General features: G+C 64.7%; 21 protein-coding genes and 1 pseudogene. 11 read left to right on the top strand and 11 right to left on the bottom strand.

The window, feature by feature from the left end; genetic code table 11:
- The first annotated feature begins 36 nt into the window (after positions 1-36).
- From glgX to I2456_RS11760, 4 genes are read left to right on the top strand one after another with little or no spacing between them, the layout of a single operon-like run.
- Positions 37-2217, top strand: a complete 2181-nt coding sequence (glgX, locus tag I2456_RS11775; protein WP_085075693.1) for a glycogen debranching protein GlgX — start codon at positions 37-39, stop codon at positions 2215-2217.
- A gap of 3 nt (positions 2218-2220) precedes the next feature.
- Positions 2221-4518, top strand: coding sequence for a malto-oligosyltrehalose synthase (gene treY / locus I2456_RS11770; protein ID WP_085075694.1), 2298 nt, complete (start codon positions 2221-2223; stop codon positions 4516-4518).
- Positions 4511-6256, top strand: coding sequence for a malto-oligosyltrehalose trehalohydrolase (treZ, locus tag I2456_RS11765; protein ID WP_085075695.1), 1746 nt, complete (start codon positions 4511-4513; stop codon positions 6254-6256). The genes treY and treZ overlap by 8 nt, the downstream gene beginning before the upstream one ends.
- 26 nt (positions 6257-6282) lie before the next feature.
- Complete coding sequence (locus tag I2456_RS11760) at positions 6283-6885, top strand: mismatch-specific DNA-glycosylase (protein ID WP_085075696.1); 603 nt, start codon at positions 6283-6285, stop codon at positions 6883-6885.
- Here I2456_RS11760 and I2456_RS11755 read toward each other — a convergent pair.
- Entirely contained in the window at positions 6863-8188 is a 1326-nt protein-coding gene (locus I2456_RS11755) for an aminotransferase class I/II-fold pyridoxal phosphate-dependent enzyme (RefSeq protein WP_085075787.1), read from the bottom strand. The genes I2456_RS11760 and I2456_RS11755 overlap by 23 nt on opposite strands.
- A 41-nt stretch (positions 8189-8229) precedes the next feature.
- Between I2456_RS11755 and I2456_RS11750 the strand changes: the two genes are divergently transcribed.
- On the top strand, positions 8230-8874 hold the full coding sequence (locus tag I2456_RS11750) for a pyridoxamine 5'-phosphate oxidase family protein (RefSeq protein ID WP_085075697.1): 645 nt from the start codon (positions 8230-8232) through the stop codon (positions 8872-8874).
- A gap of 101 nt (positions 8875-8975) precedes the next feature.
- Here the strand turns inward: I2456_RS11750 and ilvA are convergent, their stop codons facing one another.
- Positions 8976-10259, bottom strand: coding sequence for a threonine ammonia-lyase (gene ilvA, locus I2456_RS11745; RefSeq protein ID WP_068032158.1), 1284 nt, complete (start codon positions 10257-10259; stop codon positions 8976-8978).
- Between the two features lie 33 nt (positions 10260-10292).
- Complete coding sequence (locus I2456_RS11740; protein ID WP_068032449.1) at positions 10293-10730, bottom strand: nitroreductase family deazaflavin-dependent oxidoreductase; 438 nt, start codon at positions 10728-10730, stop codon at positions 10293-10295.
- Between the two features lie 114 nt (positions 10731-10844).
- On the opposite strand from I2456_RS11740, the gene I2456_RS11735 reads away from it, so the two are divergent.
- Positions 10845-11075 (top strand): hypothetical protein, encoded by a 231-nt coding sequence (locus tag I2456_RS11735; protein WP_068032155.1) that lies wholly within the window; start codon positions 10845-10847, stop codon positions 11073-11075.
- Here I2456_RS11735 and I2456_RS11730 read toward each other — a convergent pair.
- Both I2456_RS11730 and fadD11 read right to left on the bottom strand, forming a co-directional pair.
- Entirely contained in the window at positions 11047-12954 is a 1908-nt protein-coding gene (locus I2456_RS11730) for a lysophospholipid acyltransferase (RefSeq protein ID WP_085075698.1), read from the bottom strand. The genes I2456_RS11735 and I2456_RS11730 overlap by 29 nt on opposite strands.
- A 13-nt stretch (positions 12955-12967) precedes the next feature.
- Positions 12968-14794, bottom strand: coding sequence for a fatty acid--CoA ligase FadD11 (gene fadD11, locus I2456_RS11725; protein ID WP_068032149.1), 1827 nt, complete (start codon positions 14792-14794; stop codon positions 12968-12970).
- A 206-nt stretch (positions 14795-15000) separates the two neighbouring features.
- On the opposite strand from fadD11, the gene I2456_RS11720 reads away from it, so the two are divergent.
- Entirely contained in the window at positions 15001-15351 is a 351-nt protein-coding gene (locus I2456_RS11720; protein WP_085075699.1) for a winged helix-turn-helix transcriptional regulator, read from the top strand.
- Between the two features lie 27 nt (positions 15352-15378).
- On the opposite strand, the gene I2456_RS11715 is transcribed toward I2456_RS11720, so the two are convergent.
- From I2456_RS11715 to I2456_RS29120, 3 genes and pseudogenes are all read right to left on the bottom strand, one after another.
- Positions 15379-16209: an enoyl-CoA hydratase/isomerase family protein gene (locus I2456_RS11715; protein WP_068032140.1), complete on the bottom strand. Its 831-nt coding sequence runs from the start codon at positions 16207-16209 to the stop codon at positions 15379-15381.
- Positions 16210-16315: 106 nt separating this feature from the next.
- Positions 16316-16441, bottom strand: coding sequence for a hypothetical protein (locus I2456_RS28885; RefSeq protein WP_255322632.1), 126 nt, complete (start codon positions 16439-16441; stop codon positions 16316-16318).
- 6 nt (positions 16442-16447) lie between these two features.
- Positions 16448-16642: pseudogene (locus tag I2456_RS29120) on the bottom strand (hypothetical protein); the annotation flags it as partial.
- On the opposite strand from I2456_RS29120, the gene I2456_RS11710 reads away from it, so the two are divergent.
- Positions 16581-17723 carry a GMC family oxidoreductase gene (locus I2456_RS11710; RefSeq protein ID WP_085075700.1) on the top strand — a complete coding sequence of 381 codons (1143 nt, stop codon included), beginning with the start codon at positions 16581-16583 and terminating at the stop codon, positions 17721-17723. The pseudogene I2456_RS29120 and the gene I2456_RS11710 overlap by 62 nt on opposite strands.
- 164 nt (positions 17724-17887) lie before the next feature.
- A complete protein-coding gene (locus I2456_RS11705; RefSeq protein ID WP_163703829.1) occupies positions 17888-18571 on the top strand; it encodes a TetR/AcrR family transcriptional regulator in 684 nt (227 codons plus the stop codon).
- 74 nt (positions 18572-18645) lie between these two features.
- Here the strand turns inward: I2456_RS11705 and I2456_RS11700 are convergent, their stop codons facing one another.
- On the bottom strand, positions 18646-19737 hold the full coding sequence (locus I2456_RS11700; RefSeq protein WP_085075701.1) for an alpha/beta hydrolase: 1092 nt from the start codon (positions 19735-19737) through the stop codon (positions 18646-18648).
- Positions 19738-20291: 554 nt separating this feature from the next.
- Here I2456_RS11700 and I2456_RS11695 point away from each other — a divergent pair.
- Both I2456_RS11695 and I2456_RS11690 read left to right on the top strand, forming a co-directional pair.
- Positions 20292-20942: a nitroreductase family protein gene (locus tag I2456_RS11695; protein ID WP_068165840.1), complete on the top strand. Its 651-nt coding sequence runs from the start codon at positions 20292-20294 to the stop codon at positions 20940-20942.
- Between the two features lie 75 nt (positions 20943-21017).
- Positions 21018-21986 (top strand): nitronate monooxygenase, encoded by a 969-nt coding sequence (locus tag I2456_RS11690; RefSeq protein ID WP_068032445.1) that lies wholly within the window; start codon positions 21018-21020, stop codon positions 21984-21986.
- Between the two features lie 31 nt (positions 21987-22017).
- Here I2456_RS11690 and I2456_RS11685 read toward each other — a convergent pair whose 3' ends face one another.
- Positions 22018-22743, bottom strand: coding sequence for a TetR/AcrR family transcriptional regulator (locus tag I2456_RS11685; RefSeq protein WP_163703828.1), 726 nt, complete (start codon positions 22741-22743; stop codon positions 22018-22020).
- A 66-nt stretch (positions 22744-22809) separates the two neighbouring features.
- The gene (locus I2456_RS11680; protein WP_085075703.1) at positions 22810-23709 is read right to left on the bottom strand and encodes an SAM-dependent methyltransferase; all 900 of its coding nucleotides are present in this window, start codon (positions 23707-23709) and stop codon (positions 22810-22812) included.
- Position 23710: the final 1 nt, after the last annotated feature.

Below are 23710 nucleotides of genomic sequence, written 5' to 3'. Positions count from 1 at the left end.
CACTCGGCGCGGCGCCAACCCCGTTAAGGTCGAATGATGTCGTCGACCGAGGGATCTTTCGACAACGCCGACACAGCCCCGTCACTGGCGACGGTTTGGCCCGGCACACCGTTTCCGCTCGGGGCCACTTACGACGGCACAGGGACCAACTTCTCGCTGTTCTCTGAGGTGGCGGAGGCGGTCGAGTTGTGCTTGATCGCCCGCAACGGCGAGGAAACCCGCATCGATCTCGACGAAGTCGACGGCCACATCTGGCATTGCTATCTGCCCGGCATCACTCCCGGCCAGCGCTACGGCTTTCGCGTGCATGGGCCGTGGGATCCCAATTCAGGTCATCGGTGTGATCCGAGCAAGCTGCTCCTGGATCCCTACGGCAAGTCGTTCGTCGGGGAGTTCAAGTTCGGGCAAGCGCTGTTCTCCTATGACCGAGAGGTCGCGGCCAAGGACCCGTCGGAAACCGGGACTCCCCCCATGGTCGATTCGCTCGGCCACACCATGACGACCGTGGTGATCAACCCGTTCTTCGACTGGGGCTCCGACCGCGCGCCCGGCACGCCCTATCACGAAACGGTGATCTACGAGGCGCACGTCAAAGGCATGACGCAAACCCATCCGGCCATCCCTCAGGAGTTACGCGGCACCTACGCCGGTCTCGCCCACCCGGTGATCATCGACCACCTGAAGTCGCTCAACGTCACGGCGATCGAACTCATGCCAATACACCAGTTCATGCACGACGAGCGGCTCCTGGACCTCGGACTGCGTAATTACTGGGGGTACAACACTTTCGGCTTCCTGGCGCCGCACTACCAGTACGCCGCCAACCGCCATGCCGGCGGCGCGGTGCCCGAATTCAAGGCCATGGTCCGCGCCTTCCACGACGCCGGCATCGAAGTCATCCTCGACGTGGTCTACAACCACACCGCCGAGGGCAACCACTTGGGGCCGACCATCAACTTCCGCGGCATCGACAACGCCGCCTACTACCGGCTCGTCGACGGTGATTTGCGCCACTACAAAGACTTCACCGGCACCGGTAACAGCCTCAACGTCCGCCACCCGCACACGCTGCAGCTGATTATGGATTCACTGCGGTACTGGGTGCTCGAAATGCACGTCGACGGCTTCCGCTTCGACCTGGCGGCGACCCTGGCCCGCGAGTTCTACGACGTCGACCGGTTATCGGCGTTCTTCGACCTGGTGCAGCAGGACCCGGTGGTCAGTCAGGTCAAGTTGATCGCCGAACCGTGGGATGTCGGTGAGGGCGGCTATCAAGTCGGCAATTTTCCAGGTTTGTGGACCGAATGGAACGGGAAATACCGCGACACCGTTCGCGACTACTGGCGAGGCGAGCCCGCAACCTTGGGCGAGTTCGGTTCCCGGCTGACCGGGTCGTCGGACCTGTACGAGGCTACGGGCCGGCGCCCCAGCGCCAGCATCAATTTCGTTACGGCGCACGACGGATTCACCTTGAAAGACTTGGTGTCTTACAACAACAAACACAATGAGGCCAACGGTGAGGACAACAAGGACGGCGAAAGCCACAACCGGTCCTGGAACTGCGGCGTCGAAGGCCCGACCGACGACCCGCAGATCGTTGAGCTGCGTTGCAAACAGATGCGCAACATCATGGGCACCTTGATGGTCAGCCAGGGCACTCCGATGATCTCGCATGGCGACGAGATCGGTCGCACCCAGCTGGGCAACAACAACGTCTACTGCCAGGACTCCCCGGTGTCCTGGATGGACTGGTCCTTGGTCGAGAAGAACGCCGACCAGCTGGCGTTCACCCGCCGGGTGACGGCTTTGCGCAAGAAACACCCGGTATTTCGTCGCCGTCGCTTCTTGAAAGGCCAGCCCATCCGCAGCGGCGCGGAAGTGCACGACATCGCGTGGCTGACCCCGGCCGGCAAAGAGATGACGGCACAAGACTGGGACAACTATTTCGGCAAGAGCATTACGGTGTTCCTCAATGGCGAGGCGCTGAACGAACGCGGCCGACGCGGTGAGCGGGTAGTCGACGACTCATTTCTGTTGTGCTTCAACGCCCACGAGCATGAGGTGAATTTTGTGATGCCCAACCACGACTACGCCCGACAGTGGACGGTGGAACTGGACACCACCAGTCCCACCGGCGCCGCAGAACTGGTGGTCAACGACTGCGACGAAATCGTGCTGCCGGCACGGTCTTTGCTCGTGCTGCGTAAGACGTTGTGACACATGGGATTCCCAATACTTTCCACTTACCGGCTCCAGCTGCGCGGTGAGTCCAGCGGATTCGCGTTCACCTTCGCCGACGCCGAAGGCCTGCTGGACTACCTCGACGACCTCGGTGTCTCGCACCTGTACCTGTCGCCGATCATCACTGCGGTCGGCGGCTCAACCCACGGCTACGACGTCACCGACCCGACGACCGTGTCAGCCGAACTCGGTGGCCCCGAAGGGCTGGCCCGGCTTTCCGCCGCAGCGCAGGAGCGCGGCATGGGCCTGGTGGTCGACATCGTGCCCAACCACGTCGGGATCGACAAACCCGAACAGAACCCGTGGTGGTGGGATGTCTTGCAGCACGGCCGGGATTCGCAATACGCCACCTACTTCGACATCGACTGGGACCTCGACGGCGGCCGAATCGTGTTGCCGGTGCTGGGATCTGACGAAGATGTCGCCGACCTGACCGTCGACGGTGACCGACTGCGGCTCGGGGACTTGGCGTTCCCGATCGCCCCCGGCACCGGCGAGGGCAGCGGACCCGACGTTCACGACCGTCAGCACTACCGACTGGTCGGCTGGAAACGCGGCATCTGCGGCTACCGCCGATTCTTCTCGATCACCTCGCTGGCCGGCCTGCGTCAAGAGGACCGCGCGGTGTTCGAGGCCAGCCACGCCGAAGTGGCCCGCTGGTTCACCGAGGGATTGGTCGCCGGGGTCCGCATCGACCATCCCGACGGCTTGTCCAACCCGTGCGGCTACCTGGAATGGTTGCGCGAACTGGTCGGCCCGGACGCCTGGATCGTCATCGAGAAGATCTTGGCGGTCGACGAGGCGCTCGAGCCGACGCTGCCCGTGGCCGGCACCACCGGATATGACGCGCTGCGCGAAGTGGGCGGAGTCTTCATCGACCCGAGCGGACAACCCGCGCTCACCGAGCTGGTCGAATCCGCGGGTGTGGACTACCACGAGATGCCAGAGGTGTTGCGAGAGCTGAAGATTCGCACGGCCACCAACACCCTGGCCAGCGAACTGGCTCGGCTGAGCAGAACGATCACCGCAACCACCGGCGCCGAGCAGCCACAGCTGCCCGAGGCGATAGCCGCCCTACTGAGCCACGTCGGCGTGTACCGATTCGACTACCCGGGTCTGGCCGCCATCCTGCCTACCGCGTTAGCGGAAACCCAAGCGGCGCAACCGGAGTTGGGGCCGGCGCTGCAGGTGATCGCCGCGGCGTTGGCCCACGGCGGTGAGCCGGTCACGCGCCTGCAACAGCTGTGCGGCGCGATGACCGCCAAGTCGGTAGAGGACTGCCTGTTCTACCGCGACGCCCGATTGGTGTCGCTCAACGAGGTGGGTGGCGAACCGCACCGCTTCGGGGTAGGCGCCGCGGAATTCCACCACAGCGCCGCCACCCGCGCCCGCAACTGGCCCCACACCATGACCACGTTGACCACACATGACACCAAGCGCGGTGAAGATGTGCGGGCCCGCATCGGCGTGCTCTCCCAAGTGCCCTCGCTGTGGACAGAGTTTCTGTCGCGGTGGGAGGCCCATGCCCCCTCCCCTGACCCCGCGACCGGACAATTCCTGTGGCAGAACATCTTCGGGGTGTGGCCGGTCACGGGCGAGGTGACCGACGAGCTGCGACAGCGCCTGCACGCCTACACCGAGAAGGCGATCCGGGAAGCGGCCTGGCACACCACCTGGAACGACCCGGAAACCGAATTCGAAGACGGCGTGCACCGCTGGATCGATTCGGTGCTCGACGGGCCGGTGGCATCCGAGCTCACCGGCCTGGTCGCCCAACTCAACCCGCACGCCGAAAGTGACGCGCTGGGTCAGAAATTGCTCGCGCTCACCGGCCCCGGCATACCGGACGTCTACCAGGGCACCGAGCTGTGGGACGACAGCCTGGTCGATCCGGACAACCGTCGCGAAGTGGACTATGCCGCGCGGCGTGCGGCTCTCAAGGAACTGCAGCACCCGAAGGTCCGCGTCGTCAACGCGGCTCTGCGGCTGAGGCGCGCTCGTCCGGACAGTTTCCTGGAGGGCGGTTACCTTCCGGTGTTGGCCACCGGTTCATCGAGCGATCACGTCGTCGCGTTCCGCCGCGGTGACGACGTCCTGGTCGCGGTGACACGGTGGACGGTGCGGTTGCACGACGAAGGATGGGGCGACACGGCGGTGCCACTGCCGGAAGGAACTTGGACCGACACCCTCACCGGCACCCGCCACAGCGGAACCACGCCGGCCGGCGATCTGTTTGCGCAGTTGCCCGTTGTTCTCTTGGAGCGTGCTGATGACTGAATTCCGGGTGTGGGCGCCGAAGCCGGAGCGGGTGCGGCTGGACGTCGACGGCACCGTGCATGACATGAGCCGATCGGATGACGGCTGGTGGCACACGACCGTGGACGCGGCCCCGGATGCACGCTACGGGTTTGTGCTCGACGACGACGAGACGGTGCTGCCCGATCCGCGCTCAGCGCGCCAACCCGACGGCGTCCATGAACGCTCGCAGTTGTGGGATCCCGCGGGTGCCACCTGGACGGACAGCGACTGGGAGGGCCGCCCGGTCGAAGGATCGGTGATTTATGAACTGCACATCGGCACGTTCACCGATGCGGGCACCTTCGATTCGGCGATCGAAAAGCTCGACTACCTCGTCGATCTCGGCGTCGACTTCGTCGAGGTGATGCCGGTCAATTCGTTCTCCGGCACGCACGGCTGGGGTTACGACGGCGTGTTGTGGTACAGCGTGCACGAACCCTACGGCGGTCCCGACGGCCTGGTCCGGTTCGTCGACGCCTGTCATGACCGCGGCTTGGGTGTGCTCATCGACGCGGTCTACAACCACCTCGGCCCATCCGGCAACTACCTGCCCAAGTTCGGGCCCTACTTGTCGTCGGCGAGCAACCCGTGGGGTGAAGGCATCAACATCGCCGACGCCGACTCTGACGAAGTACGCCGCTACATCATCGGATCCGCGCTGCGCTGGATGCGTGACTTCCACGCCGACGGCCTACGCCTGGACGCCGTGCACGCGCTGGTCGACACCACCGCCATTCACATCCTCGAAGAACTCGCCACCGAAACCAATTTGCTGTCAAGGCAATTGGGCCGTCCGCTGTCGCTGATCGCCGAAAGCGACCTCAACGACGCCAAGATGATCACCCCCAGCGACGGTTACAAGGGCGGTTACGGCATTACCGCGCAGTGGGACGACGATATCCATCACGCCATCCATACCGCGGTATCGGGCGAACGGCAGGGCTATTACGCCGACTTCGGATCCATTGCCACGCTGGCCCAGACGCTGCGCCATGGCTTCTTTCATGCCGGCACCTACTCGTCATTCCGGCGCCGCCGGCACGGACGTCCGCTGGACACCACCGCGGAGACCGGGACCCCGGCCACCCGGCTGCTCGCTTATACCTGTACCCACGACCAGGTCGGCAACCGCGCGCTCGGCGATCGCCCCTCCCAGAACCTGACCGGCGGCCAGCTGGCCGTCAAAGCCGCGCTGGTGCTGGCCTCGCCCTATACCGCGATGCTTTTCATGGGCGAGGAATGGGGTGCGTCCACACCGTTTCAGTTCTTCAGCTCCCACCCCGAACCGGAGCTGGCCCGCGCTACCGCTGAAGGCCGCAAGGCCGAATTCGCCGAGCACGGGTGGGACGCTGCAGAGATCCCCGACCCGCAGGACCCCGAGACATTTCAGCGCAGCAAACTGAACTGGGGCGAACTGGACTCCGATGAGCACGCCCGGCTGCTGCAGGTGTATCGGGACTTGATTATGTTGCGGCACAACGAAGCAGACCTATCCGACCCCTGGTTGGACCACCTCGCCGTCGAATACGACGAAGACGAACGCTGGATTGTGCTGCGCCGCAATACCATAACCGTCGCCGCCAATCTGGGCACCGCGGCGGTCAAGGTTCCGGTGAACGGTGAGCTGATGTTGGCCTGGGATGCGCCGAATATCGGTGCGGAGACCACTGAGTTGCCCGGACAGTCGTTTGCGATACTCCGCTCCCCCGTGAGGTAGCGGACCCCTGGTCAGGACGTTGGACTATGGATCAAGTCCGGTTCACCCGCGACGAACTCACGAAGTTCCGCGGCCGCACCGTGCCGGACTTGATCTCCGATGATGTCCGGCTACTGTTCGTCGGAATCAATCCGGGGCTGAGAACCGCTGCGGTGCAAGCGCACTTCGCCCCGCGCGGCAACAGGTTCTGGCCGGCGCTCTTCCGCGCCGGCATCACCGATCACCTGATCGACGCTTCGTCGGGGTTCACCGCCGCGGACCGGGAATACCTGTTGCGCCGCGGGATCGGCATCACGAACCTTGTGGAGCGAGCCACCGCGGGCGCGGACGAACTCACCCCCGGCGAACTGGTCGAAGGAAGGCAGAAGCTGGACCGGATGATCGCCGAGCTGTCGCCCCCGGTCGTCGCCATCCTCGGAATCAGCGCATACCGGGCGGCCTTCAACGACCGCGCAGCCAAATCGGGAAAACAGGCGACACCTTACGGCGCAAGCGACCTGTGGGTTCTGCCCAATCCGAGCGGCCGCAACGCCCACACGACTTTGCCCCGCCTGGCGGTCGCCTACGCCGAAGCCGCCCGAGCCGCCGGCATCCGCCTCGCGCCGGCTACACGCTACGACGACCCGTAGCCTGCACGGCCTGCGCGACGGCGTCGGCCAGCGGTTCAATCTCGTCATCGGCCAACGCGGCCACGGTGATGCGGATGCCCGGCGGTGTGCCGATTCGGAACCGGGTGCCCGGCGCCGCGGCCCAACCGGCGTTGAGCAGCCGGGTGATGGCCACCGCCTCGTCTGGCACCGGCACCCAAACGTTGAGCCCGGATCGACCGTGCGCAGTCACCGCGCGCTTGGCCAGCGCCGCGCGAAGCCGCTCCCGGTTGCTCGTGTACCGCTGTTCGGCTTTGCCTACCAACCGTGTCGCCGCCTCATCCGACCACAGACCGACCGCCAGATCTTGCAGTATCCGGCTCACCCAGCCCGGCCCGAGCCGCAACCGGCCGTGCACCCGTTCGACGGTGCGACGATCCCCGGCCAACACCGCCAACCGCAGGTCCGGCCCGTAGGCCTTCGCCACCGACCGTACGAACGCCCACCGGCGGGTGGCCCCGGCCAAGGTGTGCAGCGGCGCCCCGGCGATGCCGGCGCAGTGGTCGTCCTCGACGACCAGCACATCTTCGGACCGGCTGGCCAGCAGGCTGCGTAGCGCACCGGCGCGATCTGGGGACAACGCGGCTCCCGTCGGGTTATGTGCGCGACCGGTCACCACGACCGCCCGCACACCCCGCCGTAGCGCCCGCGCCATGTCCAAGAGCAGCGGGCCGTCGTCGTCGACCCGTACCGGCTCGACGGAATATCCATGTGCGGCAATAAGATCGAGCAGGTTGGCCCAGCCCGGATCCTCGACGGCCACTCGGTCACCAGGCCGCAAGTGCGCGATGAGCGCCCGTTCGATGCCGTCCAGTGCGCCGCTGGTGACCGCCAGGTGATCGGCCGGGACGCCGTCAGCGGCCAGGGCCGCGCGGGCGTGCTCGACCAATTCCGGCGACATCGCCGGCTCGCCATAGAGCACCGGCGCTCCCGACCGGATCGGCAACGCCGCCGTAGTGATGGGAAGCAGCGACGGGTCCGGATTGCCGGTGGACAGATCGCGCGCACCCGCCGGGACGCCCAGGCCGAGTGAGGACCGCGGCGTCGTCGCGGGCCGGTCCCGAACACGAGTCCCGCGCCGGCCGCCGGTTTCCACGGCCCCGCGATCACGCAAGATGCGGTACGCCGCCGCGACGGTGTTGGCGTTCACCCCGAGTTGGGCGGCGACCTCCCGAATCGACGGGAGCGTCGCGCCGGGCGGGAGGGCACCCTGGGAGATGGCCCCTTCGACGTTCGCGGCTATGGACTCCGCGCCCGTTCCCTCGATCCGGTATTGTACTGGCACACTCGTCATTATGTACTAGTACGAAAAAGAAGGCCAGTGCCATGGACTCCGCTTACCGACCGACGCCTCGCACCACCCCGACCCGCTATCGCGACCGGGCCAGCTACGAGCGGCAGACGGTCCACGGCATCCTCGATGAGGCGCTGATCTGCCACCTGGGCTACATCAGCGACGGTCGACCGGTGGTCTTGCCGACCACCCATGCCCGGGTGGAGGAAATCCTGTACCTACACGGCTCGACCGGAAGCGGGCCCATGCTGGCCGCGCAGCCCTCCGGCCTGTCGGTGTGCGTCACCGTCAGCTTGGTCGACGGGCTGGTCCTGGCCCGCTCGGCGATGCACCACTCGCTGAACTACCGCTCGGCGGTGGTGCTGGGCACCGCGCGCCTGGTCGAGCATCCTGACGAGAAGCTGCGTGCGCTCAACGCGCTGCTCGACCACATCCGGCCGGGTCGCGCCGCCGACTGCAGACCTCCGGATGCGCGTGAGCTGGCCGCGACGGCGCTGCTCGCCCTTGACCTGGTCGACGTGTCGGCCAAGGTGCGCGCGGGCGGGGTTTCCGACGAGCTACAGGACAGTACGCTGCCGCACTGGGCCGGCGTGGTGCCCCTGACGTTGACCGCCGGGACACCCGTCCCGGCCGAGGATCTCGACGCGGCCATCCCGGTGCCCGTCTACCTGCGCTAACCCCGACCGCGAAACCCCGCGAGCGTGCGTGTCTGCACAGCGACACGCCGCACAAGGGGTACAACTGCGCACCCTCGCGGCTGCAGCGGCGCAGCGTGGGGTTAGAACAGCAGGTACCGGTAGGCCGGTGACCCGGGCCGTAGCGCTTCGAAGTGGATCTCGGTAGCCCGCATCCGCGCCAGCAGACCGTCCAGGTCGGCGGCCGATCCCAGTTGGATACCGACCAGCGCCTCTCCGGTCTCCCGGTTGTTGCGCTTGACGTACTCGAACAGCGTGATGTCGTCGTTGGGACCCAGGACTTCGTCGAGGAAGCGGCGCAAAGCACCCGGCTCCTGCGGGAAATCGACCAGGAAGTAGTGCTTGAGACCCAGGTGGATCAGCGAGCGTTCCAGCACCTCGCCGTAGCGGGAGACGTCGTTGTTGCCGCCGGAGATCAGGCAGACCACCGTCGAGCCGGGCTCGATGTCGGTCTCCAACAGGCCGGCAACCGACAGCGCGCCCGCCGGCTCGGCGATGATGCCCTCGTTCTGATAAAGGTCGAGCATCGCGGTGCACACTGCCCCTTCGTCGACCGTGGTGATCGACACCATGTCACCGGCAGCCGCGAGTGCCGCGTAGGGCAACGTGCCCGCCCGGTTCACCGCGGCGCCGTCGACGAACTGGTCGACGTGGTCCAAGGTGACCGGCTCACCGGCGGCCAGGGCGGCCATCATCGCGGCGGCACCGGCCGGCTCGACTCCCAGCACCGCGGTGTTGCTGGTGCGCTCGGCCAGGTAGGTGGTGATGCCCGCGATGCAACCGCCGCCGCCGACCGGGACCACCACCCGGTCCGGCTCCTCGTCGAGCTGGTCGAGCAGCTCGACGGCAATAGTGCCCTGGCCGGCCATGGTGCGCAGATCGTCATAGGGCGGCACCAAGGTGGCGCCGGTGCGTGCCACGTCCTCCCGGGCGGCCGCAGCGGCAAGGTCGTACGTCGACCCGCCCACGATCAGCTCGATGAACTCCCCGCCGTGGTAGCGGATCCGGTCACGCTTTTGTTTGGGCGTTTTGGCCGGTACATAGATGCGCCCGTGCACACCCAGTGACCGGCAGGCGTAGGCGAAGCCCTGGGCGTGGTTTCCGGCCGAGGAGCACACCACCCCGTGCGCCAGTTCGTCGTCGGACAGCTGGACCAGCAGGTTGTAAGCACCGCGCAGCTTGTAGGACCGCACGACTTGCAGGTCTTCGCGTTTGAGGTAGACGTTCGCGCCGGTGATCTGCGACAGCCGGTCGCTGAGCTGCAGCGGGGTCGGGGTGACCACCGGCGCAATGCGCTTGGCAGCCCCGTCGATGTCGGCCGCAGACAGCGGCGACGTGCTCGGGGTCTGGCTCAGTTCAGCGGACACCGATCAATGGTGCCATGCCGCCCAACAGGTCTTTCAGTTCACCGGGGTCAGCACGAAGACCGGGATCTGGCGATCGGTCTTCGTCTGGTACTCGGCGTAGTCCGGCCACGCTTCGACGGCGCGCTCCCACCAGGTGGCCTTCTCGTCGCCGAACACCTCGCGGGCGTCGTAGTCGCGGGTGACGCTGCCGTCCTGCAGTTCGACCCGCGGATTCTTCTTGATGTTGTAGTACCAGACCGGGTTCTTGGGTGCGCCACCGAGCGAGGCGACCACGGCGTACTCGCCGTTGTGCTCGACGCGCATCAGGGGCGTCTTGCGAAGCTTGCCGGTCTTGGCGCCGACGGTGGTCAGCACGATGATCGGTTTGCCCTTCATGTCGGCGGCTTCAGCACCGCCGGATTCGGTGTACTTGTCGGCTTGTTCGCGAGCCCAGTCCCACGGGCTGGGGGCATATTCACCTGACAGCGGCATGTAACCCACTCTAAGCCGTGCCTTTTAACCGACTGCGCCGGCAGCCCGCCGGCAGCCCACCCACATCCAGGGTTTCGTTTGACCGAAAATTCAAGTGCCTAGTACTCTGAAACTATGACGACTTCCGAGCATGTCCGCTCACTCAGCGCTGCGAGCAGCTCTGATGTGCTGATCGCGGGTGTGCCCTGGCCGCGGCACAAGGTGTTCGCGGTGCTCGCCGGTGTCGTCGCGCTGCTCATCATCGGGGCCGTTACGGCAAGCCCGGCGCCGGCTGTTCTCGGCGCCGCCGGCCTAGCCGTCGCGGTAGGACTGGTTCTCAGGGTGCTGGAGCAACCGCGCGCCTGACCCGCGTTCTGGCGAGTTCGGCGATCACATTCACCCGCCGGGTGGCGGCGGCAATCTCGTCGGCGAATTCTTGACGCCGCTTGGCGATGTGTTCAGGGTCGGAACCGTCGACCAGCTCCCGATGCCGGGCCAACCGCAGGGCGGTTTTGAACAGCTCCATCGACCGCGACTCCGCGTTGGCGATCCTGCGTTGCAGCTCCCACTGCTTGCCCACCTCGAGGCATTCGGCCAGAAATGCTTCTTCGTCGAGAGATTCGTCTTCCAGGGCGGCCAGCCGGTCGGCGACGATGTGGTAGGCGTCCAGGAAGGGCCGCAGCACCAGATGCGCCAGCAACACGTCGGCCGATTCCAGTAACCCTCGCACCGCACCGGCGTCGGCGGCCTTGCTGGTGTCGACCGCACCGATCAAGCGAACCTCGTCGGCTAGCTCCTTCTCGAACTGCGCGCGGGCGGAGAACAAGAACTCGAACTTGAGCAGCTCCCGCAGCCGCAGCGCCTCGTCACGGACCGTTGCCGGTGCCACCGAGCCATCCCCCGCGCTCCCCGCGGTCTCTCCGACTTCTACGGCCGCAAGCAACGCCGTCTCGGCGATGGCGCGGTCGACGAGGATGTGGATCGCCGTGTTGCGGTAGAAAGCCGCAACCAGGTGCTTATCCGGGCAGATTCCCCATACCGCCTCGGTCCCGGCGTCGTAGACACTGAGCACGCCCGAGGCGACCATCTGGTGCAGGGTCCAGCGGATGGTCGACCGGTTCGTCAGATCGGCGGCACCAGCCACCGTCCAGTTGCGTGCCGCGATGTAGCTGGCCAAGGGTTGCACGGTGGCCAGCACTTCACTGATGGACAGGGATCGGTCCGCACCGAGCAGCGCCAGGCTCACCACCGCGGTGGGCGTCACCGGCGTAGCACGGTTGATTCGGTGTTCGACGTCCAAAGCGATGCGCTCGACTTCGGTTCCGGTCGCCGATTCTTCGGCGCGCAGTTCCTCGAGGCGCTTGCGCAGCGGAAGGGGTTCTCCGAAGTCGAGATACGCGCGGCCGAGCCGTTCGCCTTGCTGGCGAGCCAGCCTGATCAGGAAGCGGAAGTCCTCGGGTCGCTTCACGGCGCCGTAGGCCTCGTTGGTCATGGCCGCCACCTCGTGCAACTGGTCGTACACGATGGAGGTGGGGATCAGATACGCTTCCGGTCCGTCGATTTCGTCGACCGCATCGGTGAGGTAGCGCAGAATCCCGAACACCGGGGGACGCAGCTTGCCGGTGCGGGTGCGTCCACCTTCGATCGACCAGGTGAGGTTGGCGTGATTTTGCACCAGTTGTGCTGCGTAAGCGCGCAATACGAAGCGGTAGACCGGGATGTCCTTGGTCTGGCGCCTGATGAAAATGGTTCCGGTGCGCTTGGCCCAGCCGCCCATGGGGAAGAAATTCAGGTTCGATCCGCCGAAGGTGAGCGCCGGTGAAAGCCGGTTCGCGACGATCGCCTCGGGAAGCAGCAACCCGTCCAGGTAGGAGCGGTGCGAGAAGGCGAACGCCAGCGTCGCCTTGCGGTCCAGTTTGCGCAGCGCGGCGATCTGGTCCTCGTCGACCAGAACGTCGTAGGCCCGCATCAGCCAGCGACTGAAGCCGCGCCAGGCCTGTACCGGTCGTTCGTTGAGCGACGCCGCCATTTCGCGCAGATAACTTGCGGCCTCGGCGCGCACGCTGGCGGGTTCGCGGCTCAGCTCGTCGGCAAGGGCGTTGAGCCGATCGCCGAACCACTTGGCGCTGAGCAGTTGGGCGACCTCGTCGGGGTCGGTTGGCAACGCGGTGCCGGATTCCTCGACGATTCCGGTGCGCTGCAGTACTTTTCGTACTCCGACCCGGCCGACTTCGCGCACTGTCATATCCGCTCCCCCGTCACGCTGGTTGAGCCGTCGGCGCGGCCGTGGGCTCGTGGACATTCGGCCCTGGATCGGCGGCATACAGCTCTTCGATCTCGGCGGCGTATTTCTCTTTGATGGGTCGGCGCTTGAGCTTCATCGTCAACGTAATCTCGTCGCCACCGGGCTCCCACAAGGTGGGCAACACTCGGAACCGCTTGATCTGTTCGACCCGAGCCAGTTTGGCGTTGCCCTCGGCGACTCCGGCGGCAATCCGGGCGATCACTTCCGGGTTCGCCGCCAGCGCCTCGGGTGAGGCGTCCGGCAGTCCGTGTTGGGCCGCATACGGGCCTACCGAGTCGGCGTCGAAGACCAGCAGCGCGGTGTTGTACGGACGTCCGTCCCCGATGACGATCATCACGCCGATCATGGGGCAGGCGGCCAAGATGGTGTTCTCTATGTTGGCCGGGGACATGTTCTTTCCGGCCGCATTGATGATCAGCTCTTTCTTGCGGTCGACCACGCGCAAGAAGCCGTCCGCGTCGACATCGAAGATGTCACCGGTGTGCAGCCAACCCTCTGCGTCAATGGCCTCGGCAGTCTTGGCGGGCTCCTTGCGGTAGCCCTTCATCACCAGCGGTCCGCGGACCAGATACTCGCCGTCTTCGGCGATCTTGCCCTCCAATCCGGGCAACAATCTGCCGACGGTGCCCAGCCGCAGTTCGCGCGGATGATAGGCGGTGGCGGCACAGCTCAACTCCGACATTCCCCAGACCTCCGCGATGGGGATGCCGATGCCGGCAAAGAAAGCCAGCGTTTCCCGCGGGATGGGCGCTGCTCCGGAGATGGCCCAGCGCAGCTCGCCGAAGCCGAGGCGTTCCCGCAATTTGGACAACACCAGCTCGTCTGCCTGTGCCCACTCGGCGGCTGCGTCGTCCGACATCGGTTCCCCGGCCAACAAGGCGGCCGCACGTTTGTCGGCCACCGACATCGCCCACTGCAATGCCGCTCGCTTCATCTCGTCGGTTTCGTTGCCGACGGTGAACTCGATTCCGGCCTTGAGCTTCTCCCAAACCCGCGGCACTGCACCCCAGACGGTGGGCCGCACGTCCGGCAGGGCGGCGACGATGGCGCGCGGATCGGACACCGTGGTGATCTGGGTCCCGAACATCTCCTGGATGTACAGGTTGCACATCCGGTCGGCGATGTGCGCCGTCGGCAGGTAAGAGGTGCCTCGGTCCCCGAACTCAACGCCCAGCACGGCATCGATCGCGCGTCCCTCGAACAGCAGGTTGGTGTGGGTCATCTCCACACCCTTGGGGTTTCCGGTGGTTCCGGATGTGTAGATCAGGGTGACGATGTCATCAGGTTGTACCGCCCGCCACGTCGATTCGAAGTCGAAGTTTTCGTCGGCCGCCGCGTAGAGGTCAGTTACCGACAGCGTGCCCTCGGGGTGACCGTCGATGCAGATGATGTGCTCGATCGGGGCGCCGCTGGCGCGGATCCGGTCGACGTACTGCTCCTCGCAGATCATGACTTTGGTGCCGGCGTTGTCGAACACGTACGTCAGTTGCTCGGCGGGTAGCGTGTTGTACACCGAAAAAGACGTCGCGCCAACGTGTTGCGCACCCACCTCGAGCGGGTAGAACTCGACGCGATTAGCCATCATCAGCGATACCGTGTCGCCCCGGCGAACGCCCAGCCCTGCCAGTCCGGCCGCGACTCGCTGCACCTGCTCGGCGTACTCGCGCCAGGTCAGGGTCTGCGTATTTCCCGGCGTCCGGAGGGCCACGGCGTCTGGATCGATTGCTGCCGTGCGCTGGAAGGCTTCGCACATGGTGACCGGCCGCTCGGCTGCTGACATCTCCGCTCCCCTCAGGTGTGTCGCCGGCTTGCAGACCGGCCCCATCACAAAGCTGAGCCTACGTCCGGCGTCGGGAGCCGCGGAATACATCAAGAGATATCCAGTCGCTGAGAACATACTGGCGGTCCTCGGCGCGGTCTGTCAGGAGTCGGTCCAGGCCGCACACCGATTCGCGCCGGGCGGTTGGCGCCCGCTACACTGACTCCATGAGTTCAGCTTCTGCACTCAGTAAGAACGGCCCGCGAGTGTGTCCGATCGCCGACGCGCTGCAATTGATCGGCGACCGGTGGGCGTTGCTTGCGCTGCGCGAAATAGGCTTGGGTGTAACCAGGTTCAACGACATCTGCCAAAATACCGGCGCTCCACGGGCCAGTCTGGTCGCCCGGTTGCGTGAGCTCGAAGACGTCGGGCTGGTGCAACGCCGACCCTACAGTGACCACCCGCCCCGCGACGATTACCTGCTCACCGATGCCGGCCGGGACTTGGCCCCGGTACTGCGTGAGCTGCGCAAGTGGGGCGAGCAGCATGCCTCTCCCCAGGTACGCGCCGGCCGGTGACCAGCGACACCGCCCGCCACTGCGCCGCTAAGGGGCGATCCTGGCAAGTGCCGCTCCTAGATCGGCCTCGGTTGCGCCGTCGGTTTGAAGACCCTGCTCGAACAACGCCTTGATCCGGGCTTGGAACTCGGGCCGTTGGGCGCCCTGCAAGAACAACCGACCGTCCTCGTCCAGCTCAGAGACTCGCGCGAGGGTGATCTCGTTGACGCGTCGCTTGGTGTCGGCTAACGCAGCCAGGGGGAACCGAGCGATCCTGCGGGCGAGCGCGTCGACGAACGGACCGAGGTCTTCATCAGGCAAAGCGCGGTTTACCCACCCGTATCTCTCGGCGAGGTCAGCGGAATAGTCGTCTGAGCCGAGCAACACTTCCAGCGCGCGGCCACGCCCCAACAGCCGCGTAAGGTGCTGCGCTGCACCAGCTCCGGGAATAGCACCGACGCCGACTTCGGGTTGGCCGAACAGCGCATGTTCTCTGGACGCGAAGCGCATGTCACAGGCCAGGATGAATTCGCTCCCGGCTCCGCGAACCCTTCCGGCAATGGACGCGATCGTGACTTGATCGAGAGTGCTGATCCGGCGATACAGTCCGCCCAGGGTGCAGCCGTCGCCCAGACGGGCGGCTTCCGCACGTACTCCCGGAACATTCAACATGTCGACGTGCGCGCTGAAGAAGTGGCGATTGGCGCTGTCGAAGACCACCACCGCGACTTCGTCGCCTGCTGTCTGCAGATACTGAACCAGCGAAACAAGATCTCGAACCATTTCTGCCCCAACCAGGTTCAGCGGCGGCGCATCCAGGGTGGCAAAGAGAACTTTCTCTTCGAGGCGGGTTCGGAAGACCTCGAGCGATGGTGTCACGATTCTCCTTTCGGGTCGGGATCAGCAATCGGTGGTACCGGGTAGACGGTGTGGTGGGTAGCAGGGTTCGGTCTCTATGAACTCGGACCGGGTGAATTGCGGGACATCACACCAGCGGTGATATCCGTTCGGCAACGCCGAGCAACGACTTGCCGTAAATCTCGTACCCGACATGGACGTTGAGTGCGGCATGTCGCGCAGCGACGCTGGCATCACGCCAATATTGCTGCATCCGACTGGCCTCTGCGAATCCCCCGGTACCGCAGACATCGAGAAGAGTCTGAACGGCCTCCATTGTCTGCCGAGCGGCGAATGCGCATTGTGCCCGGACCCGAGCCCGCCGTGGGTATCCCGCTTCACCCGCGACGAGCGTGCCCGCGTCCAACTCGTCGGCGACGTCGAAAACCAGCAAGCCGGCCGACCGCAACTTCAGCTTCGATCCGTTGCACCCGATAGCGGCCGCGGGCCTGGATGCAGCGGCCGAATGCGGGTATCGGCGAGCCGTCGACATCGGTGGCGGCCTCGAGGTCGGCTTTGGGCCCACGTTGAACAACATCGTCGACGGGAAACGGCTGAGCGCTGCGGATGCATACCTATTGCCCGCGTTGAGCCGACCGAATCTGACCTTCGTTCCCGATGCGATGGTGCAGCGAATTCGCATTGAAAACGGCCGGTGTACGGGTGTCGAATTCACGGTGGGGCAAACTAAGTCGGCTACCGTCGTCCGCTGCGGCGAAGTCATGCTGGCCGCCGGCGCGATCGGATCGCCGCATTTACTGATGTTGTCCGGAGTGGGCCCGCACGGACATCTTCGCGAAGTCGGCGTCGGTGTCCAGCTCGACCTACCCGGCGTCGGCGCAAATTTGCAGAACCATGTGCTGGCACGGGTGGTGTACGACTCCGCAAGGCAAATTCCGCCAAGCTGCAGCGGGCATTGCGAGGTCATCGGATTGGTCGAGACCGAGTGCGCCACCGACGGCCCCGACATCCAAATCATGGTGATCAATTCCACCGGAATCGGCCTGCCGGGCGATGACGGCGCGGTGGCCGGTTACGCGATCGCAGCTGCACTCATGCAACCGTTCAGTCGCGGCACTATCAGGCTATCGGGGCCGGATGCCGGTGACAGACCGGCCATCGATCCGAACTACTTCAGCGATGACAGAGACTTGCGCACACTTGTCGAGGCGCTGCGGCGCGCACGTCAACTCGGCGAAGCGACCGCGTTCGACCGGTGGCGCTGTGCGGAGGCCGCGCCCGGGCCCGTCGTCGACGACGAGGAGGCCTGGCGCAGCTACGCCAAAAATGCCTTCCAGTCCTACATCCACCCCGTCGGAACCTGCGCCATGGGCGATACCGACATGTCAGTCGTCGACGCCCAACTACGGGTCCACGGCATCAGCGGCCTTCGAATCGCCGACGCGTCGATTATGCCGTCGACCCCCTCCAACAACACTGCTGCGACGGTGTATGCGATCGGTGAACGAGCAGCCGAATTGATAACCACCGCTTAGCATCGGCGGGCGCGCCCCGCAGTCAACCCCGGTGACCACATCCCCGGTCTTGCAACGCTTGGTAGCAACTACCCGATACCATCGTTAACATGCTAGAGCAGACTCGACGCCGTAAGTCACCTGGGGCAGGCGTCGACGCCGAACCCCCCACTCGGTCGGAGAAGGTGCTGCGGGCCGCCGCAGAATTGTTGCGAACCGGCGGCATTGAAGCCGTTTCAACTCGAGCTGTCGCGACGGCGGCGGGTGTGCAGCCACCGGTCATCTATCGGGAATTCGGCGGGAAAGACGAGCTGCTCGATGCGGTGTCACATTTCGTTCTGGCTGACTACATAGGAAGCAAGCGCCGTCGCCTCCTAAGCGCATCCGGTGACACCTTGCAAGACTTTCGCCAGTTATGGGATGCACACGTGGAATTCGGCCTTTCCCACTCAGATACCTATGTGTTGACATTCGTACAATCGCGCCCCGGTGCTCCGAGTTCAGGTGCAGCCGAGGCCATCAAACTCCTCGAGCAGATAGTCACCAAGCTCGCGGACGACGGCCGGCTGCGGATGAGTGTTGAGCGCGCGACCAAGCTGGTTCACGCCGCCGCAGTAGGTACGGTGTTGACGCTCATCGCCGTACCGCCCGAAGAGCGCGAGATGCAGTTGTCGGCACTGGGACGCGACAACGTGCTGTCGGCAATAACGAGCAAGAAGAGCGCGGTGGCCGCGAAATCTCCGGTGCTGACCGCTCGTGCTGTCGCCCTGCGGGAAGCGATCCGGCGTTCGGATGACACACCACTGACCTCCGCAGAACGGGACTTGTTGTTGGAATGGCTCGTCCGCTTGGCCAACCGCAACTCTTGATCCGTTGAGGTGCGCCGACACCAGTTGAGCGGTCGGGGAACAACTGGGAGCGGCGTTTCCCTAGAGCCAGTCAGTCAGCGTACCGGTGCGGCCCCGGCGCCCCTGCCGATATGGGCGCGCAGCGCGCACACCATCTCCGTAGTGGCAGCGGCGCTGTCGCCACCGATGGGAAATAACATGGCGAACCCGTGAGTCAGCGAACCGCACTCGCGATGATCTACGAAGACACCCGCAGCCCGCATGGCTTCCACGTACTGCTTACCCTCGTCGCGCAACGGGTCAAATCCCGCGGTCAGCACCAGCGCCGGTGGCAAGCCTGACAAGTCGTCAGCCAGCAGCGGTGAAACGCGCGCGTCGGACAACTCGACACCGGCGCCGTCGAGATAATTGTGCCGGAACCAAGCAAGATCGCTGCTATTGAGCAAGAACCCGTCGGCGAACAACGCTCTTGAGCGAGTCGCGTTGAGGTAATCGGTTCCCGGGTAGATCAGCAATTGCAGAGCAGGCAGTTGCAAACCCTGGTCGCGTGCGAGCTGCGATACCACGGCGGCGAGAGTTCCGCCCGCACTGTCGCCCCCAACCCCAACACGTTTCGGGTCCGCGCCGAGTTCGACAGCGTTATCGACAGCCCACCTGTATGCCGCGAATGCGTCGACGACGGCGGCAGGGAACTTGTCTTCCGGAGCCAACCGATAGCCGATGGATAGCACGGGAAGTCCGGCATCCCGACAAATCAACCGGCATTGATCATCGTGGGTGTCGACGCTGCCGAGTGTGAAGCCACCACCGTGGTAAAAGACCAAGAGCGCAGTGGAGACGCAATTAGATCCAGCCGCGCTTGCGTCCGGGCGGTAGTGCCGGGCGGGGATGGGTCCGGCAGGTCCGGGTATCGAAAGGTTGCAAACGGCAGCCACGTTGATGTCCTGTTTGATACTCGCGGTCAACAATTCAAGTCGTGAACGCTCGGCGACAACGTCGTCGCTTGACACCAGCCCTTCCCTTCCTGCGACGCGTTGCATGGCAAGCAACAGCTGCAGGGTGGTGTCGAGGGCATTGCCGTCGATGACGATCGAACGACCGCCCAGAAGCAGCCGCTTTACAGGGTTGGGTATCCGGGGAAGCGCGCGCATTGTGATGCCAGTCGCCGCGTTGACGATCGCATCCATGCGGCCGCTCTTAACGTTCACCTCAGTAACCTCCTAGCATTCAGAACATGTCTCGCTTCTCCATGCCACGACGGTATGGCGAAAAGGGCGATAGATAATCAGAGCGCGTGGCGGTTTGAACAAACCACTCACCCGGCGGACGTACTCCTGAAGCTGATTGATGCGCCGTCACGTTAAGGTCCTGCCCTGCGGTTGGTATGACCCACGCCGATTTTGGCCTGCGGGACGGGCCGGGTACGTATCGGCGCGGCGGCGCGCCCTCTCATCAAAATCTCCAAATCTCCGTAGCCGCAACACCTTCTGCATAGCCGCAACACCAGTATGCCCGGAGGTCTATGCGCGAGCAGGGATGAGCCATGGCGTAGCTGTTATGAGTGCCGCTCGTGGCCACCGCGGTACATGCCGACGGCGGTCAAGGAATGACAACCTCAGAAGGTCTGTGAGTGCGAGATGAGCTCCCCATGGTGCCCCCGCGGCGCTCCATTCTCTCGCGATGTTTTCGACGGTATCACTCATCTGTTTACATTGGAAACACCGCCCGTTAATCTCAAGCCATGGCATTGAATCTGTCCGTCGACGAAGTGCTGACCACCACCCGCGCGGTACGCAAGCGCCTCGACCTGGATAAGCCCGTACCACGCGAAGTGCTCTACGAGTGCTTAGACCTGGCGCTGCAGGCGCCCACCGGCGGCAATTCTCAAGGCTGGCAATGGGTATTCGTGGAGGATCCGGTGAAGAAGATGGCGCTCGCCGAACTCTACCGAGCGGCCGCGACACCATACATCGACGCAATACCGCAATCACCGTATGGCGACGGACGCGACAAATCGATGCCGTCGATCGTCAGTTCAGGCAGATACCTCAGCGAGCACCTACACGAAGTCCCGGTGCTTCTCATTCCCTGCCTCAACGGCCGACCCGAGAACGTTGACCACCTTCCTGGGGCCGGAGCTGCCTTTTGGGGATCGTTGCTCCCCGCGATATGGAGCTTCATGCTTGCATTGCGTTCGCGCGGGCTCGGATCTGTGTGGACGACGTTTCACCTCGGCGGCGATGGTGAGCAACGGGCTGCTGACATTCTGGGCATACCGCACGAGACGTACACCCAAGGCGGGCTCTTTCCGATCGCCTACACCAAAGGTGTCGACTTCCGGCCCGCCAACCGCATACCCGCTGCCCAGCTCACTCATTGGAACACCTGGTGACGGGCGTCCAAAGGGGTTGTTGTGTTTGACCGATTCAGTCTGGCCGACTTGACCGTTCGGGTGGTCGGCGCACCGATGGCCGGCGGCCCCACAACGCCATTGTTAGCCGCGGCGGTTAGCAATGCCGGCGGTCTCGGATTCTTGGCCGCCGGTTCCATGTCCGCAGACGAGTTGGCCGCCGCGATCGTTGCGACGAGGAAGCTCACGTCGGGGCCGATCGGTGTGAACTTGTTCGCCCCTCAGCAATCGACGAGCTGTCCGGAAAATCTCGCCGAGTTCGCGGCGGCATTGGCGCCGGATGCCGAACACTACGGAGTCACACTTGGCGAACCGCGGACGCACGACGATGAGTGGGCCACAAAGCTGGAGGTGGTCTGTGACTTGCGCCCGGAAGTTGTGTCGTTCACCTTCGGGTTACCGACCAGCGAGCTGTGCGCCCGCCTCACGAGGACCGGAATTGTGACCGTCGCTACGGTCACCACGGTCCTGGAAGGGGTGATCGCCTTGAGCCGAGGAATAGACGCACTGGTAGCCCAAGGGCCAAGCGCCGGCGGGCACCGGGCGACCTTCGACGCGCTCGCCACACCCCCCGACGACCCGCTCGACGACCTGGTGACCGCACTGGTCGCCTGTTTCGACTGTCCTGTCATCGCGGCCGGAGGCGTGGGTACGCCGAACGACGTAAGGCGGTTACGCGATGCCGGCGCTACTGCCGTGCAACTGGGAACCGCGCTGCTGCTGGCCGACGAGGCCGGAACCAACCCGGTGTACCGCGCGGCGCTACGCGACCCCTGCTTCACCGAGACAGTGCTGACGCGTGCCTTCACCGGACGCTATGCGCGCGCGTTACGCAACCGGTTCATCGAAGCGCATGAAGGACAAGCCGTGTCCGACTTCCCCCGGGTGGCCATGATCACCGCGCCGCTGCAGGCGGCCGCGATCGCCAAGGGCGATCCACACGGCATCGCCTTGTGGGCCGGCGCACAATTCCGGCACGCGAGGACGGGTCCGGCAACCGACATTGTCCGTGAATTGGCAGGTTGATCCTGCGCCAATACACTCGAGCACTACCTGGCTAGGCTTCGTCGGCCAGCCGCACTAACCATTCACCCAGCAGCTTTCGTTCAGCGTGGGTGAGCTTGCAATCCTCAGTGCTGCGTAGCTTTTCGTGCAATGCGAGGGCGCGCCCAGGGAGATCGGAAGGCGTTGACGGCAAGGCCGGTTCGTCATTGACGATCGCCGACAGAGTGTTGTCTCGCATGGTGTCGGATAACTGCAGGTCCCGCTCGTGTGGTGGTAACGCGATGAGCGCGAGAACCACACCCCGCGCGGCAGAACGAATCAGGTCGGCGGCACGCTCGACGCTCAACCGCAGGCGGCCCTGACTGCCCAGCGCAGTGACCACGTGCCGGAGCAGTTCGAACGACTGAGCCGCGCACGATGACAACCTGGTGTGCTCCGCGTGGATATAAGCACGCAAATAGCAATGCGGATTGGTCAGCCCGAAATCCACGTGCAACTCCCACATTTGCTCGAGTTTGCGAAGCGGATCGGTGCTAGCGGCTATCAGCCGTCGGTTTTCGCTGATGTACCTGTCGAAGACGAAAAGTGTCAGAGCATCGAGAAGACGCTTCTTACCGCCGAACTGGCGGTAGATGGCGGGTGGCTGGACGCCCGCCGCAGTTGCGACGGACCTCGTTGACAGCGCGTCGATGCCACCGGTATGCAACAGCTCGGCGGCCGCTTGGAGTATGGGATCCTGCGGCGCCGGTAAGTCGTCGGCCGTGGGTCCGGAGAACACGTTTCCAACGATATCAATATCCAGTTTCCGTCGCTACCATTGATGCGATGCCGACCATACTAGATTTCAAGCGAGCATCCCGGTGAGAAAGCGCATGAACTCCACGGCCGCGGGCCACGATGCCCTCGCCGGCGCCGGGCGCCCGGCGACCCGGAACAGATCAGTCAGCTGGGCGTTATGGGTGACCCAGCCGCGCTTGGCCAGGTGTACTGCCGGATCTTCGCGTCCCCCCGGGAAAGTCAGGTCGCGCAGATTGACGTTTGGGTCGCGCTGTCGGCAGATCTCGTGCATGTCGTTGAGGGATTCGGCCAGTATGTCGTGCCTCCCGCAGAAATGATCGGCCGCGATGCGACTGCCGCGGGCGCTCAATGCGGTCACCGAATTGAGTATCTGCTTCTGCGCCGACGGCGGCAGATAGCCGATCAGGAGCCCCTCAGCGATCCACGCGGTCGGCGTCGCGGGGTCAAATCCCGCTTCGCGCAACGCGATCGGCCAATCGTGCCGTAGATCGATGCCCACGGGGTGGTGCCGTACTGTCGGCGTATGACCGAGATCGGCCAGCATAGCCTGTTTCCAGTTGATCACCTCCGGCTGGTCGATCTCATAAACTGACATTGCCGACGGCCACTTCAACCGGTAGGCGCGGCAATCCAACCCCGACGCCAGAATTACCGCTTGGCGAATCCCGGCTTGGCAGGCCATGCCGAAGAATTCGTCGAAGGCGCGTCCACGAATACCGAAAAACCACGGCGCCCAGTCGGCACCGATCTCCTCGAAATCAACTGTGCCGTCGACGATCTGAGTGAAGAGGTCGAGATCTACGGCGCGCACCAGCAGCTCGGCAAACGGATCGTCTATTACCGGGTCCGATTGCCTGCTGGCTACCGCTCTGGCTGCGGCCACCATGGTCGCGGTGGTACCGACACCGGTCTTGAGATCCCAGCTGTCGTCGCTCGTTCGTGTCATC

This window comes from Mycobacterium kubicae (assembly GCF_015689175.1).
In the GTDB taxonomy this organism is placed as follows: Bacteria; Actinomycetota; Actinomycetes; order Mycobacteriales; family Mycobacteriaceae; genus Mycobacterium; species Mycobacterium kubicae.
This window is presented reverse-complemented; position numbering and strand designations above follow the sequence as displayed.

Bases quoted from the DNA above. Each gene is read 5' to 3' on its own strand.
- glgX (WP_085075693.1), top strand. From the start codon at position 37: ATGTCGTCGACCGAGGGATCTTTCGACAACGCCGACACAGCCCCGTCA.
- treY (WP_085075694.1), top strand. From the start codon at position 2,221: ATGGGATTCCCAATACTTTCCACTTACCGGCTCCAGCTGCGCGGTGAG.
- treZ (WP_085075695.1), top strand. From the start codon at position 4,511: ATGACTGAATTCCGGGTGTGGGCGCCGAAGCCGGAGCGGGTGCGGCTG.
- I2456_RS11760 (WP_085075696.1), top strand. From the start codon at position 6,283: ATGGATCAAGTCCGGTTCACCCGCGACGAACTCACGAAGTTCCGCGGC.
- I2456_RS11750 (WP_085075697.1), top strand. From the start codon at position 8,230: ATGGACTCCGCTTACCGACCGACGCCTCGCACCACCCCGACCCGCTAT.
- I2456_RS11740 (WP_068032449.1), bottom strand. From the start codon at position 10,730: ATGCCGCTGTCAGGTGAATATGCCCCCAGCCCGTGGGACTGGGCTCGC.
- I2456_RS11735 (WP_068032155.1), top strand. From the start codon at position 10,845: ATGACGACTTCCGAGCATGTCCGCTCACTCAGCGCTGCGAGCAGCTCT.
- I2456_RS11730 (WP_085075698.1), bottom strand. From the start codon at position 12,954: ATGACAGTGCGCGAAGTCGGCCGGGTCGGAGTACGAAAAGTACTGCAG.
- fadD11 (WP_068032149.1), bottom strand. From the start codon at position 14,794: ATGTCAGCAGCCGAGCGGCCGGTCACCATGTGCGAAGCCTTCCAGCGC.
- I2456_RS11720 (WP_085075699.1), top strand. From the start codon at position 15,001: ATGAGTTCAGCTTCTGCACTCAGTAAGAACGGCCCGCGAGTGTGTCCG.
- I2456_RS28885 (WP_255322632.1), bottom strand. From the start codon at position 16,441: ATGCAGCAATATTGGCGTGATGCCAGCGTCGCTGCGCGACATGCCGCA.
- I2456_RS11700 (WP_085075701.1), bottom strand. From the start codon at position 19,737: ATGGATGCGATCGTCAACGCGGCGACTGGCATCACAATGCGCGCGCTT.
- I2456_RS11695 (WP_068165840.1), top strand. From the start codon at position 20,292: ATGGCATTGAATCTGTCCGTCGACGAAGTGCTGACCACCACCCGCGCG.
- I2456_RS11690 (WP_068032445.1), top strand. From the start codon at position 21,018: ATGGCCGGCGGCCCCACAACGCCATTGTTAGCCGCGGCGGTTAGCAAT.
- I2456_RS11680 (WP_085075703.1), bottom strand. From the start codon at position 23,709: ATGACACGAACGAGCGACGACAGCTGGGATCTCAAGACCGGTGTCGGT.